We start from the raw sequence: 13,335 nt of genomic DNA, 5'->3' as shown, positions 1-13,335 counted from the left end.
ACCCATTATTTTCAGACTTATTTTTCGCGACAATACGCGTCTTTTTTTAACTCAAATCGGGTAATTTTGCGGCAGCGTTTTTCTCTATTCCAATAAGCGGCATTAAATTATCAACCGCGGAAGCATAATTAATTGCCGAACTCCAGCCATCATACTCAGCGATTATTTTCGCCGAGGTGGCCTGCCAGACATCCTGCTCAACGCTGAGCAGATCGTTAATGCTCCGCTTGCTCAGGGTGTACTCATTTTTATAGACATCACGGGCGCGCAGGGCATTTTCCAGCTGCTGTTTCCCGGCCTCCATTCTTCCCCGTGCACCGGTCCAGTCCGCCTGCGCGACGGAGGCTTTTTGCAGGACATCGAAACGCGCCTGATCGACCTGAGAGGAAGCCATCGCCCGTGCTCCTTCAGCCTGCCGCACGCGTGCAGAGACCGCGCCGCCCTGATAAAGCGGTGCGTCAATGTTGAGCTGGATCTGGTCGTCCCAGTACGAACGGTTGTCCGACTCGTAACGGGTACGTCCGCCCTTCAGGCTTAGGGTCGGCCAGTGCTGGGACTTCGCCGTTTCCACGCCATACTGGGCTGAGCGCTCCATGTTTTGCGCGGCCATGACCGCCGGTATCAGCGAATAATCAATGCGGTTGAGCGAATCAGGCTCAACAGCGAGATTTGCGGGTACAGGCGAAAAGTTATCGGCCTGCATTCCGGTTAATACCGCGAGCCTTGCGCGGGCGCTGTTTAAGGCGGCGTGATACTGCGCGACCGTCGCCTGCATGCCGGCAATACGCGTGCGGGTCTGGAGCTCATCGGAGGTCGAGCTCACGCCCGCGTCGGCGCGCAGCTTTGCCAGCTGCTCAACATTTTTTAGCGCCTGAACGTTCTCCTTTGCCGCCTGCAGCAGATCGGCATAGCGTTTGACCTCGACATAGCTCAGCGCCGTTTTTTCCGCCACGTCAGAGAGCGTGCTCATCAGCTGGTAGCGGTAGCTATCGCGCTGGGCGGAAGACTGGCTGATGCTGTTATTGGTCTTGCCAAAGTCATATATCAGCTGCGTCAGGCTCAGCCCCCACGCGGCTGAATTCTTCAGCGACCCGCTGGAATCGGTGGTCTGGCTATGGCCCGTGCTGCCGTTCAGCGATATTTGCGGCATCCAGCCGCTGCGCGCTTCATCTATTTGCGCCTGACCAATACCGAGTTGCGCGGCCTGCTGACTAATCGACGGATCGCGATCGATAGCAAAAAGAATACTTTCTTTTAAGGTTGTCGTGGCAACCGGGGCAATACCCACCTGACTACTATTGGCGTACGCCGTATTTATGGCTAATGAAATGAATGCCAGTGCTGCTGTAAATCGACGTAACATAGGCTTTCGCAATATCGTCATTTTTATCTCCCTGACTCTGAGTGACACTGAAGCAATTACCCAAAAAGAGGTATAGATAATTAGACAAATATCTTATTTCGCATCCTTGCCGAATTTTAGGTAAAACTCCCCATACCCATTTCCTCTGGAGATGAGATCTGCCTGCGTCTTATTTAAATTAAGAATTTACTTATTTCCTAAAGTGGTTAGCAGCATAACAAAATGCGTTATAAGCCACTACACCCCCAATGTTAATGTGGTGTTACAATTAAGAAAAAAGATGGGGTTTCTGGACAAAACTCTTAAAATGACCTTTCAGATGAAACATATAAACCGACTGTTATTTAAGGAAAATTCTTAATTGGTTACCTGCACATTTTTGCGTTAATTTCCGGGCGGGTCAGACACAAAGATTTTCAAAGAAGTGTCAATTTAAGTAGCCAAACCAGCAAAATTAGAATTTAATGCTATTAATAAACTAATTAAAGCAATCAAAAACCACACTAGAAACATTTAACAGAATAAAAATCCAGACAATAGGAGTGTAGTGGTTACATAACCCAAATCGTTAAATAAAACATAACAATAACATTGTGGTTAACATTCAAAACAGCTTACTTATACCTGGTTAATACAATTTTAATAATCACGCATCTGAATCATCACGCCTCTCCACGACATCAAAACGACGTTGCCCTTTTCTCTGCGTTAAAATGCTGTATTATGCAAACTATTGCGACATTTTGCAGGAACGCAGACCGATGCACAAAACCGCACGACAACGCCACGTTCTGGATATCCTGAGCGAGCAAGGCCAGGCCAGCATCACCGAGCTGGCAGAAAAGCTGCAGGTTTCAGCCGATACCATCCGTCGGGATCTGACCGACCTGGAAAACCAGGGGCTGGCGCAGAAGAACCACGGTGGGGCCATCGCGCTGAATCTTTCCGCCATGAATCGCCAGGGCCGCAATACGCTGCTGCCGGAAACCAAACAGCGCCTGGGAAAACAGGTCGCACAGCAGGTTCCTGCGGGTTCTACCCTGTTTCTGGATGCGGGCAGCACGGTGATGGCTGTCGCCTCCTTTCTTCGCGGGCCGCTCACCGTCATTACCACGTCGCTGGATATCGCCCAGCATTTTAGCGACCGGGAAGACGTTGAACTGATCCTGCTCGGCGGGAAATGGGACCATAAGCAGCGCCTGTTTGCCGGAAGCGCCACCTTGTCCTTGCTGTCCCGCTATCGGGCAGATATCGCCATCCTCGGGGCGTGCGCCATTCATGCTGAACTCGGTTTGAGCGCCGGTAAAGAAGCGGATGCCGAGGTTAAACGCGCGATGCTTGACGCAAGCCATGCGCACTGGATTGTTGCCGACCACCTGAAAGTCAACCGCTGCGAGCCGTATCTGGTTTCCGGGTTATCTAACATTCAACAACTCTTTTTAGATCGTCCCTGGCCAGAGCTTGGGGACCCTGGCGCATTGCAGGTCACGGTGTGCGCGAATTAACGTGGAGAAGTTCATGAGTACAGTTCGAACAATTAACATTGCGCTGATCGGGTATGGATTTGTGGGCAAAACTTTCCATGCCCCGTTAATCCAGTCTGTGGACGGGCTTAAGCTGGCCGTGGCCTCTTCTCGTGATGAAGAGAAGGTGAAACGCGATCTGCCGGACGTAGAGGTGGTCGCCACCCCTGAAGAGGCTATTCAGCATCCTGATGTTGACCTGGTAGTGATTGCCTCCCCCAACGCCACGCACGCCCCGCTGGCGACGCTGGCCCTGAACGCAGGTAAACACGTGGTCGTGGATAAGCCTTTCACCCTCGACATGCAGGAAGCCCGCGACCTGATTGCGCTGGCGGATGAAAAGCAGCTACTGCTTTCTGTCTTCCACAACCGCCGCTGGGACAGCGATTTCCTCGGCATTAAGCAGGTCATTGAGCAAGGCACGCTCGGCAAGGTTAAGCACCTGGAGTCGCATATCGACCGCTTCCGCCCGGAAGTGCGCGTGCGCTGGCGCGAGCAGAATGTCCCCGGGAGTGGCCTGTGGTTTGACCTGGGGCCCCATCTTATCGACCAGACGCTACAGCTCTTTGGTCTGCCGCAGTCGGTTCAGGGGAATATCGCGACGCTGCGCGACGGCGCAGAAATCAACGACTGGGCGCACGTGGTCTTAAACTATCCGGAGCATAAGGTGATTCTGCACGCCAGCATGCTGGTGGCAGGCGGTACGGCGCGCTTTGCCGTCCACGGGGACAAGGGCAGCGTGGTGAAGGCCAGAATCGATCAGCAGGAAGCACAGTTGCTCTCCGGGGTTATCCCTGGGAGTGAAGCCTGGGGCGAAGACAGCGACAGTATGGTGTTCTTTGGCGCTGACGGCGCATCGCAGACGATCCCTACCCCTAAAGGCGATCAGCGCCAGTATTACATCAACGTGCGTGACGCGCTGCTTGGGAAAATCACCAATCCGGTCCACCCGGTTGAGGCATTAGCGGTGATGGCCGTGCTGGAAGCGGCGGTGAAGTCGTCTGAGACGGGGTCAACCCAGGCGCTGGCATTAACAGTTGAAGAGCGTGCTTTGCTGGGTTAAAAACAAGCCGGGTGACGCGTAGCGATCCCGGCCTACGATTCAGAGCCGTTTGTAGGCCCGTGCAAGCGAAGCGCCGCCGGGCGAGAAGACTACGAACGCTTTTTCGGCATCATGCGCAGAAGAGTATTATCTTTCCAGAAGTAGTGATGCATCAGCGCCGCCGCCGCGTGCAGGCCAATCACAAAATAGCCCAGGTTTGCCAGCGTCTCGTGCCACGCCTTCAGCGTATCCACCAGGTCAAAATTGGACTCCGCCGCATGCGGCATCGCCAGGCCAAAGGCAAACCAGTCGCTGCCCCGGTTATACATCATCACAATGCCAATCAGCGGCAGCGCAATAAACAGCAGATACACTACCAGATGCCCCAGATGAGACATCCCCGTCACCATCGCTTTTGGCTTCGGTTGAATCGGCGGCGCGCGGAACTTCAGGCGAACCAGCAGACGCGTCACCATCAGCACCAGAATACCGATCCCGCATGAGACGTGGATCATATTGATCGCCGGACGCGCGGTGCGCGGGAAGAAACCTCTGAACTCCATCGCGCAGTAGGCGACGATGATTAACAGAAACACCAGCCAGTGGATGCCGATTTGCAGGCTTGTATATTTAGTGCGCATGTGATTTCTCGATTAAAAACAGTTACCGCGCCAACATAATCCCCTTTCCTTAAAAATTCATTAACTTTTCTGGATGGTTTTTCAAATACTTCCCCCCGCATGAAGCATCTTCAATTGCCGCCCTGCCCGTGATGGTCTAAGCCTGGATGAGTTCAAACTGTCGCATCGACACGTTTACAGGAGAACACCATGAGTAAAATTGGCATTAACGGCTTTGGACGCATCGGACGTCTTGTTCTGCGTCGCCTTCTTGAAACCCAGGACAGTAATACCGTCGTCGCCATCAACGACCTCACCTCCCCCAAAGTGCTGGCCTACCTGCTCAGGCATGATTCCAACTACGGTGGCTTCCCGTGGAGCGTGGATTTCACCGAGGATGCGCTGATCGTTGACGGTAAAACCATAGCGGTCTATGCCGAAAAAGAGGCAAAGCATATTCCGTGGAAAACCGCCGGTGTGGATATCGTCGTGGAGTGCACCGGTTTTTATACGTCTGAAGAAAAATCACGGGCGCATCTGGACGCGGGCGCGAAGAAGGTGCTGATCTCTGCGCCTGCGGGCGACATGAAAACCATCGTCTACAGCGTGAACGACGACACCATTGACGCCGGTGATACCATCATCTCCGTCGCCTCCTGCACCACCAACTGCCTCGCCCCGCTGGCGAAAGCCCTGAACGACGCGTTTGAAATTAAGGTGGGCACCATGACCACCATTCACGCCTATACCGGTACCCAGGCGCTGGTGGATGGCCCGCGCGGGAAAGATCTTCGCGCCTCGCGGGCGGCGGCAGAGAATATCATTCCGCATACCACCGGCGCCGCCAAAGCCATTGGTCTGGTGATCCCTGCGCTCAGCGGCAAACTAAAAGGCCACGCGCAGCGCGTACCGGTTAAAACGGGCTCCGTTACCGAACTGGTGGCCATTCTGGGCAAGAAAGTGACCGTTGAGGAGATCAACGCCGCGCTGAAAAAGGCGACGCAGGGCAATAAATCGTTCGGGTATACCGATGAAGAGATCGTGTCGTCAGATGTGATTGGTTCACATTATGGTTCAGTGTTTGACGCCACGCAGACGGAGGTGTCAGAAGCGGGAGACCTTCAGCTGGTGAAAGCCGTTGCCTGGTATGACAACGAGTATGGGTTTGTGACGCAGCTGGTGCGGACGCTGGATAAGTTTGCGGCGCTGTGATTTTTCCCACCTACCCCTCACCCTAACCCTCTCCCCAAAGGGGCGAGGGGATTGTTCCGTGCCTAAATTATATTACGTGCACCCTTCAGGACAGGATCCTGCTGCAGCTGTTTCCATGCGGCGGTGACGGCCTCGGGGAATTCAACGTGAGCAATATAATCCCGCCCGGCCGGGCCATAGCCGTTGGCGTTATCATACAGGCGCGGCAGTTCCCCCATAACCAGTGAAAGGTAACGGTCAACGGGCCACAGGCCGGTGTTGCCCTCGCTGAATTCCACGCCCTCGTTTCCGTTTTGCAGTGTCGGCGTAAACCCCGGATGGCTGAGCCACTGCGGTGAAACGGGCTCATCCCGACAAACGCGGGCAAACGTCGCCATCGTGCGGCGCTGCATCGTCGGATCCTGCACCACCAGCACCCGCCCGGTCGTTCGATGACGCTGTTTCAGCAAGTTCCAGCTAAAACGCGCGTTTTCACCGCAGTTGGTGGAGCGATCCTCAACCCACAGCTGCGCCTCGGGGATCTGCCAGAACGCCCGCGCAATGTCGGCAAGAATGCTCGCTTCAGGCCGCCCCGTGACCGGTACGGTGTGGTAACACGGATGATTGCCAATCGCGGTATATAAAAAGCTAGTCGAATGCCCGATGCCGCCGCTAATCAGAAGCGGCACGTCTTGCTGAGAGGCCATCCGGCAGGCCGCGTCAATGGTTGGGATCACCGCGTTTCCTGCCAGAATCACCGCATCGACTTCCGGGAGCGGACGCGTCGCGCTCAGATCATCCTGCGCCAGCCATTCACCGACAGTATTGATGGCCGCCAGCGTGGCATCTGCCAGAAAGGGAAAATGGGGCTGAACCATGGTGAACTCCTCACGTTGTTGAAGCACCGAATTTATCATTTTTCTGAAATAACCAGAAACATCCAAAAATCATCGGGTTGCACCTGCCTATTATGCTTTTGATTTCCAGCCTTACAAAACATTGTATTGTACAGGCGTCATGAAAAAGCACCCAGCGCTGCTTATTTCACCGTGATCTGACCAGTTTTATCCCCCCTGCGCTTGCCAAACGCAACATCCAACCCTAAGTTGCTTAACAATTTCACAACCTTTTTCATCATCACAGGTTGCACCTGAAGCGCGCCAGGTGACACCTCTCTCATCATCAACGTGGCGGGGTTTCAGGTCATGACAGAACATGAAAGTACGACGACGGTGTTACGTAAAAATAAAAAGGTGTTAATCGCCAGCCTTACCGGGAGCGCCATTGAATGGTTTGACTATTTTCTCTACGGTACGGCGGCCGCGCTGGTCTTCAATAAGATCTTTTTCCCGATGGTCGATCCGGTGATCGGACTCATTCTCTCTTATCTCTCTTTCTCCTTAACCTTCTTTATTCGCCCGATTGGCGGGGTACTTTTCGCCCACATTGGCGACCGCATCGGACGTAAAAAAACCCTCGTGTTGACCCTCTCTTTGATGGGAGGTGCAACCGTCATGATTGGCCTGCTGCCCACGTATGAGATGATTGGCCTGTGGGCGCCCGCTCTGCTGATCCTGATGCGCATCATTCAGGGGATGGGCATCGGTGGTGAATGGGGCGGCGCGCTGCTGCTGGCCTATGAATATGCGCCAGAAAAACGTAAAGGCTTCTTCGGCAGTATTCCGCAGGCGGGCGTGACCATCGGTATGCTGATGGCAACCTTTATCGTTTCGCTGATGACCCTGTTCAGCGAGGCGGATTTCCTCTCCTGGGGCTGGCGCATCCCGTTCCTGCTGAGCTCGGTTCTGGTGTTGCTCGGCCTGTGGATCCGTAAAGATATTGATGAAACGCCCGATTTTCAGCGAGTCAAAGCGTCCGGTCAGGTGGCTAAGGCTCCGCTGCGCGATACGCTGAAACATCACTGGCGTGAAGTGCTGATTGCCGCCGGTTTGAAGGTGGTTGAAACCGCGCCGTTCTATATTTTCTCGACCTTCGTGGTGAGCTATGCCACCAGCACGCTGACGTATCAGAAATCGCAGGCGCTGGAAGCCGTGACGCTGGGTGCGCTAGTGGCGACCATTATGATCCCGCTAATGGGGCTGCTCTCCGATAAGGTAGGCCGTCAGCGCATGTACGCGATCAGCGTCTTCGTGCTGGGCCTGTTTATCGTACCGTGGTTTATGCTGCTCAATACCGGCACCACATGGGGTATCGTGCTCGCGACGGTCATCGCCTTTGGCGTGCTGTGGGCACCTGTCACCGCGGTACTCGGCACGCTGTGCTCTGAAATCTTTAGTGCAAACGTGCGCTACACCGGCATTACGCTCGGCTATCAATTGGGTGCCGCGCTGGCTGGCGGTACCGCGCCGTTGATTGCCACCGGACTGCTGGCAAAATACGACGGCGACTGGGTGCCGGTGGCCTGGTATCTTGCCGTCACGGTGACCATTTCTTTAATCGCGATTTTCTGCGCCAGCCGCGTTAAGCGCGCCACTCTCATCCAGGCGCAGCCCGAACGTCTCTGACCCTTCCCGGCCCGTCCTGCGGGCCGCTCTTTTTCCTTAAATTTCCCTTCACCATTTGATTAACATGCGTAAATCATATTCACTTGAATTATCATTTGCGGCAGACGTAGAATCGCTAGCCCGCTAATTATTCAATCATTTCTAAGGTAAACGACGTTATGCGCCTGCCCGAACGCGACCCTTATGCTCCTCGCGAGTGGCAGCCACATGAGAAACCCGCCCTGTTGGGTTCGCCCTCCACGCCCGAACACAGTACGCCAAAACGCATTGCCTACGGCGTCGTGGGCCTGCTGGTCTGCCTGACGGGTGCGCTGGGCAATGCGGTGGTGACCGCCAACCTGCAAAATTTGCAGGGGACTTTCGGGGCCTGGTCCACCGAAATCGCCTGGCTGCCCGCGGTCTATGTGATGACCAACATCTCCATCAACCTGCTGCTGGTTAAATTCCGCCAGCAGTATGGCCTGCGCGCCTTTACAGAAGGTTTTCTGGTGCTGTACGTGCTGGTCACCTTCTTCCATCTGTTCGTAAACGATCTCAGCTCGGCGCTGATGGTTCGCGCCGCGCACGGCATGGTGGCCGCCGCGCTCAGCTCGCTGGGGATTTACTATCAAATCCAGGCCTGGCCTGCGAAGCACCGCCTGAAGGCGCTGACCATCGGCATCACCGGATCGTCACTCGCCATTCCGCTGGCCCGCCTGTTTTCGACCGAGCTGCTGCAGCTGGACGAGTGGCGCGGGCTCTATTTCTTCGAGCTGGGGCTGGCGCTGATCTCCCTGGCCTGCGTGATAGCCTTAAAACTGCCGCCGGGCGACCGGCGCAAGGTCTTCGAGAAAAAAGACTTTATCACCTTCTTTTTAATGGCCCCCGGGATGGCCCTCCTCTGCGCCGTGCTCTCTTTAGGCCGTCTGGACTGGTGGTTCGAAGCGCCGTGGATCGGCTGGTCGCTGGCGCTATCGCTGGTTCTGATTGTCGCAGCCATCGTCTTTGAACATAACCGCAGCAACCCGCTGCTGAACACCCGCTGGCTGTCGAGCGGCAGCATCGTCCGCCTGGGGCTAATTATGCTGCTGATCCGAATCGTGCTGGCCGAGCAGAACACCGGCGTCATCGGCTGGCTGCAGTACGTGGGCTTACAGAACGAGCAGATGACGCATCTGGCGTGGTCTATTTTCGCCGGGATCGTCTGCGGGATTGTCACCAGCTGTCTCACCATCAAGCCGACGAAACTGGCGTGGCCAATCATTACCTCCCTGGCGCTGATGATTGTTGCCTCGCTCCTGGACAGCCAGTCCAACAACCTGACCCGTCCGGATCAGTTGATGGTAAGCCAGTTCCTGCTGGGCTTCGGCAGCGCCTTCTTCCTGGCGCCCGCTATGCTGGCCGCCATTGGCGGGGTGATCGCCGACCCGCGTAACCTGGTCAGCTTCTCGGTGATGTTTGGCATGAGCCAGAACCTCGGTGGCCTGCTGGGCTCCGCGATCCTCGGCACCTTCCAGACCTGGCGCGAGAAGTACCACTCAAGCCTGCTGGCGGACCAGCTCACCACGCTCAACCCGCTGGTCAACGAGCGAATTCAGCTTTATACCCAAATGTACAAAAGCCTGATTGGCGACAGCGCGCTGCTGGGCACCCAGGCGATAACGCAGCTGCAAACGGTCACCGCGCTGGAGGCGAATATTCTGGCCTACAACGATACTTATCTGCTGACGGCGAGCATCGCTGCCGCCACGCTGGTCTGGATTTTATGGCGCTTGCTGCGCCTGCGCATCACTGCCCGTCTGGCGCTGAAGAACGCCACCGGCAACAAATAATATAAAGAGTTCTGGAGAGTTTATGAGTCAGCAGGATGCCGCCAAAGAGCAGGCCAACACCCGCAAAAATGTGCGCATTGTTTCCGTTTTCACCGCCGCCGCCATCGGTATCGTCGGCGTGCTGGTGATCCTTTATGCGTGGCAGCTGCCGCCGTTCACCCGCCACGCGCAGTTTACCGACAACGCCTACGTGCGCGGCCAGACGACGTTTATCAGCCCGCAGGTGAACGGCTATATCACCGAGGTAAAGGTTCAGGACTTTGAGCAGGTCAAAAAAGGCGACCTGCTGCTGCAGATTGATGACCGTATCTACCGTCAGCGGGTGCATCAGGCCGAGGCGCAGTTGGCGATGAAAATTGCCGCCCTGAATAACAACCTGCAGCAGCGTAAAAGCGCCGAAGCGACGATCGCAAAAAACGACGCCGCGCTGAAAAATGCCCGTGCCCAGAGCCTGAAAAGCCAAGCGGATTTAAAACGGGTGAAAGAGCTGACGGCGGACGGCTCGCTTTCCATTCGCGAGCGCGACGCCGCGCTGGCCAGTGCCGCCCAGGGTAGCGCCGATATCGACCAGGCGAAAGCCGCGCTTGAGATGTCGCGTCAGGATCTGCAGACGGTGATTGTCAATCGCGGTGCGCTGGAGGCGGATGTTGAAAACGCTAAAGCGGCGCTGGAGCTGGCGCAGATTGACCTGCAAAACACCCGCATTGTGGCACCGCGTGACGGCCAGCTCGGCCAGATCGCCGTGCGTCTCGGGGCCTACGTGACCGCCGGGACGCACCTCACCACCCTGGTGCCGCCGCAGCACTGGGTCATCGCCAACATTAAAGAGACCCAGCTCGCGGAGCTGCGCGTCGGTCAGCCGGTGAAATTCACCGTTGATGCCCTGAACAACAAAGCGTATCAGGGACGCGTGGAGAGCATCTCCCCGGCAACCGGCGTGGAGTTCAGCGCCATCACGCCGGACAACGCCACCGGCAACTTTGTCAAAATAGCCCAGCGTATTCCGGTGCGCATTGAGGTACTCGGTAAGCCAGAAGATTCCGCGCTGCTGCGTCCGGGTATGTCGGTACAGGTGACCATTGATACGCGGGAGGCGAAGTAATGATCCTTCGCCCGATAGCCGTGCTGGTGGCGGCGGTCATGCTGGCCGGATGCCAGTCCGTTGACGTCAAGCCGGCGCAGCCGACGCTGCACATCCCCACCCAGTGGCGCACCGTCTCCGGCCCTGCCAGCCCGACGGAGCAGCTCTGGTGGCGTAATTTCCATGACAACCACCTGAACCGCTATGTGGATCAGGCGCTGCAGCATAACAGCGACGTGCTGATCGCCCGCGAACGGATAAACGAGTATCAGGCGCGGGTCTATGCGGCCGACGGCAGCCTGTTTCCTTCGCTTGATGCAGGCGTAACCGGGACGCGCGCCCGTTCACAATCCGCTGCGACCGGGCTGCCGGTTTACGGCACATTGTACAAAGGGAGCCTGACGGCAAGCTATGACGTGGATATCTGGGGCGTCAACCGCAGCACCTCGCGCGCTGCCGAAGCCTCGCTGGAGGCGCAAAAAGCCGCCGCCGCGGCCGCGGATTTGACCGTTGCCTCCTCCGTTGCCTCCGGCTATGTCACTCTCCTCGCGCTGGATGAACAGCTGCGCGTGACCGAGTCCACGCTGAAATCGCGCGAGGAGGCCTTTAACCTCGCGAAACGTCAGTTTGAGACGGGCTACAGCTCGCGCCTGGAGCTGATGCAGTCGGATTCCGAACTGCGCTCGACGCGGGCGCAGGTGCCCGTGCTGCAGCACCAGATTGCACAGCAGGAGAATGCCCTGAGCCTGCTGCTGGGAAGCAACCCGGGCGACGTGGCGCGCGGCGAAAGCTTCGCGGCACTGACGCCGCTGACGCTGCCGTCGCAACTGCCTTCTACGCTCCTGAACCGCCGCCCGGATATCGTCCAGGCCGAACGCCAGCTGGTGGCGGCGGATGCCTCGCTCGCGGCGTCGCGCGCCAGCCTGCTGCCGTCGATCAACCTGACCGCCAGCGGATCGGTTCAGGATCGCACCCTTTCCGGCCTGCTGGACAACCCGCTTCAGCTCTGGAGCGCAGGGGGAAGTATTCTCGCCCCGCTGCTGAACCGTCAGGCGCTGAATGCGCAGGTGGACATTTCCCAGTCCCAGCGTAACCAGGCGCTGTACGCCTATGAAAAAACCGTGCGTAACGCGTTTGCCGAAGTGAACAACAGCCTTGATGCGATAAGTCGCTATCAGGAACAGCTGACGGAGCTGCTTGCCCAGCAGGATGTGGCGCAGGAGACGCTGCGCATTGCGCAGAATCGCTATCGCAACGGTTATTCCTCCTATCTTGACGTGCTGGACGCGCAGCGCACGCTGTTCTCGGTCCAGACCAGCGTCGTGCAGGTGAAAAATAACCTGCTGCTGGCGCAGATTGATTTGTATAAAGCGCTGGGCGGCGGCTGGGTCAGTGCCTGAAACATTTCACCCCGTAGGCCGGGTAAGGCGCAGCCGCCACCCGGCGATTCCCCCTCAGGAGACAATCTATGCAACAACAGTGGTCTGCAGTTGATAATTTCATGATTTCTTCGCTGATTCCTGACGATGACGTACTGAATCAGGTGCTGGAAAACAACAAGCGCGCCGGGCTACCCGAACACGATGTCGCGGCCAATCAGGGGCAGCTGCTGGCGCTGTTCGTGCGCATGACGCAGGCAAGACGCATTCTTGAGATTGGGACGCTGGGTGCCTACAGCTCAATCTGGATGGCGCGTGCGCTGCCGCCGGACGGTAAGCTGATTACGCTTGAGGCCGATCCGACGCATGCCGGGGTTGCCCGCCAGAATATTCACCTCGCGGGGCTAGACGAACGTATTGAATTAATTGAAGGCCCGGCCCTGAGTTCGCTGGAGAATTTCGGTGAGGTTCCGCCGTTCGACCTGATCTTTATTGATGCCGATAAGCCAAACAATCCCGGCTATCTGGAATGGGCGCTGCACTACTCCCGCCCCGGCACGGTAATTATCGGCGATAACGTGGTGCGTGACGGAGAGGTAATCAACGGGGAAAGCGACGACGCGCGCGTGCTGGGCGTGCGGCGTTTTATTGAGATGATGGGGGATAACCCGCGCTTAACCGCCACCGCGCTGCAAACGGTGGGGATTAAGGGTTGGGATGGGTTTACGCTGGCGATTGTAGAACGATAACCAGCCGGGTGGCGGCTACGCCTTACCCGGCCTACCATTTCACCCGTAGGC

11 protein-coding genes are annotated in these 13,335 nt (G+C 56.7%); 8 read left to right on the top strand and 3 right to left on the bottom strand.

The genetic code is table 11. From position 1 onward, the window contains the following. Positions 1 to 46: 46 nt before the first annotated feature. Entirely contained in the window at positions 47 to 1,384 is a 1,338-nt protein-coding gene (locus ACMGGQ_RS09160) for a TolC family outer membrane protein (RefSeq protein WP_045910489.1), read from the bottom strand. A gap of 740 nt (positions 1,385 to 2,124) precedes the next feature. On the opposite strand from ACMGGQ_RS09160, the gene ACMGGQ_RS09155 reads away from it, so the two are divergent. Both ACMGGQ_RS09155 and ACMGGQ_RS09150 read left to right on the top strand, forming a co-directional pair. Further along, positions 2,125 to 2,868 carry a DeoR/GlpR family DNA-binding transcription regulator gene (locus ACMGGQ_RS09155; RefSeq protein ID WP_023618764.1) on the top strand — a complete coding sequence of 248 codons (744 nt, stop codon included), beginning with the start codon at positions 2,125 to 2,127 and terminating at the stop codon, positions 2,866 to 2,868. Positions 2,869 to 2,881: 13 nt separating this feature from the next. Further along, the gene (locus tag ACMGGQ_RS09150) at positions 2,882 to 3,949 is read left to right on the top strand and encodes an oxidoreductase (protein ID WP_420289901.1); all 1,068 of its coding nucleotides are present in this window, start codon (positions 2,882 to 2,884) and stop codon (positions 3,947 to 3,949) included. An 89-nt stretch (positions 3,950 to 4,038) separates the two neighbouring features. Here ACMGGQ_RS09150 and cybB read toward each other — a convergent pair whose 3' ends face one another. Then, the gene (gene cybB / locus ACMGGQ_RS09145) at positions 4,039 to 4,569 is read right to left on the bottom strand and encodes a cytochrome b561 (protein ID WP_045910487.1); all 531 of its coding nucleotides are present in this window, start codon (positions 4,567 to 4,569) and stop codon (positions 4,039 to 4,041) included. A gap of 189 nt (positions 4,570 to 4,758) precedes the next feature. Here cybB and gap point away from each other — a divergent pair, with 189 nt between their 5' ends. Then, complete coding sequence (gap, locus tag ACMGGQ_RS09140; protein ID WP_024908382.1) at positions 4,759 to 5,760, top strand: type I glyceraldehyde-3-phosphate dehydrogenase; 1,002 nt, start codon at positions 4,759 to 4,761, stop codon at positions 5,758 to 5,760. A gap of 62 nt (positions 5,761 to 5,822) precedes the next feature. Here the strand turns inward: gap and ACMGGQ_RS09135 are convergent, their stop codons facing one another. Beyond that, a complete protein-coding gene (locus ACMGGQ_RS09135) occupies positions 5,823 to 6,617 on the bottom strand; it encodes a YdcF family protein (RefSeq protein WP_420289900.1) in 795 nt (264 codons plus the stop codon). Positions 6,618 to 6,944: 327 nt separating this feature from the next. On the opposite strand from ACMGGQ_RS09135, the gene ACMGGQ_RS09130 reads away from it, so the two are divergent. The 5 genes from ACMGGQ_RS09130 (at position 6,945) to ACMGGQ_RS09110 (ending at position 13,284) form a co-directional block, all read left to right on the top strand. Continuing rightward, on the top strand, positions 6,945 to 8,264 hold the full coding sequence (locus tag ACMGGQ_RS09130; protein WP_046092563.1) for an MFS transporter: 1,320 nt from the start codon (positions 6,945 to 6,947) through the stop codon (positions 8,262 to 8,264). A gap of 158 nt (positions 8,265 to 8,422) precedes the next feature. Continuing rightward, positions 8,423 to 10,075, top strand: coding sequence for an MFS transporter (locus ACMGGQ_RS09125; RefSeq protein ID WP_045910485.1), 1,653 nt, complete (start codon positions 8,423 to 8,425; stop codon positions 10,073 to 10,075). A 22-nt stretch (positions 10,076 to 10,097) separates the two neighbouring features. Further along, positions 10,098 to 11,177, top strand: coding sequence for an HlyD family secretion protein (locus tag ACMGGQ_RS09120; RefSeq protein ID WP_262749551.1), 1,080 nt, complete (start codon positions 10,098 to 10,100; stop codon positions 11,175 to 11,177). Next, positions 11,177 to 12,556, top strand: coding sequence for an efflux transporter outer membrane subunit (locus tag ACMGGQ_RS09115; RefSeq protein ID WP_420289899.1), 1,380 nt, complete (start codon positions 11,177 to 11,179; stop codon positions 12,554 to 12,556). The genes ACMGGQ_RS09120 and ACMGGQ_RS09115 overlap by 1 nt, the downstream gene beginning before the upstream one ends. Positions 12,557 to 12,624: 68 nt before the next feature. Beyond that, on the top strand, positions 12,625 to 13,284 hold the full coding sequence (locus ACMGGQ_RS09110; protein ID WP_048030563.1) for an O-methyltransferase: 660 nt from the start codon (positions 12,625 to 12,627) through the stop codon (positions 13,282 to 13,284). The last annotated feature ends 51 nt before the right edge of the window (positions 13,285 to 13,335 follow it).

It is taken from the genome of Enterobacter sp. BNK-13 (genome assembly GCF_048685015.1).
Classification (GTDB): Bacteria; Pseudomonadota; Gammaproteobacteria; order Enterobacterales; family Enterobacteriaceae; genus Enterobacter; species Enterobacter quasiroggenkampii.
This window is presented reverse-complemented; position numbering and strand designations above follow the sequence as displayed.

What these genes read in the sequence shown, in the direction of transcription:
- gap (WP_024908382.1), top strand. Translation starts at nt 4,759, where the DNA reads ATGAGTAAAATTGGCATTAACGGCTTTGGACGCATCGGACGTCTTGTT.
- ACMGGQ_RS09110 (WP_048030563.1), top strand. Translation starts at nt 12,625, where the DNA reads ATGCAACAACAGTGGTCTGCAGTTGATAATTTCATGATTTCTTCGCTG.
- ACMGGQ_RS09150 (WP_420289901.1), top strand. Translation starts at nt 2,882, where the DNA reads ATGAGTACAGTTCGAACAATTAACATTGCGCTGATCGGGTATGGATTT.
- ACMGGQ_RS09155 (WP_023618764.1), top strand. Translation starts at nt 2,125, where the DNA reads ATGCACAAAACCGCACGACAACGCCACGTTCTGGATATCCTGAGCGAG.
- cybB (WP_045910487.1), bottom strand. Translation starts at nt 4,569, where the DNA reads ATGCGCACTAAATATACAAGCCTGCAAATCGGCATCCACTGGCTGGTG.
- ACMGGQ_RS09160 (WP_045910489.1), bottom strand. Translation starts at nt 1,384, where the DNA reads ATGACGATATTGCGAAAGCCTATGTTACGTCGATTTACAGCAGCACTG.
- ACMGGQ_RS09120 (WP_262749551.1), top strand. Translation starts at nt 10,098, where the DNA reads ATGAGTCAGCAGGATGCCGCCAAAGAGCAGGCCAACACCCGCAAAAAT.
- ACMGGQ_RS09125 (WP_045910485.1), top strand. Translation starts at nt 8,423, where the DNA reads ATGCGCCTGCCCGAACGCGACCCTTATGCTCCTCGCGAGTGGCAGCCA.
- ACMGGQ_RS09130 (WP_046092563.1), top strand. Translation starts at nt 6,945, where the DNA reads ATGACAGAACATGAAAGTACGACGACGGTGTTACGTAAAAATAAAAAG.
- ACMGGQ_RS09135 (WP_420289900.1), bottom strand. Translation starts at nt 6,617, where the DNA reads ATGGTTCAGCCCCATTTTCCCTTTCTGGCAGATGCCACGCTGGCGGCC.
- ACMGGQ_RS09115 (WP_420289899.1), top strand. Translation starts at nt 11,177, where the DNA reads ATGATCCTTCGCCCGATAGCCGTGCTGGTGGCGGCGGTCATGCTGGCC.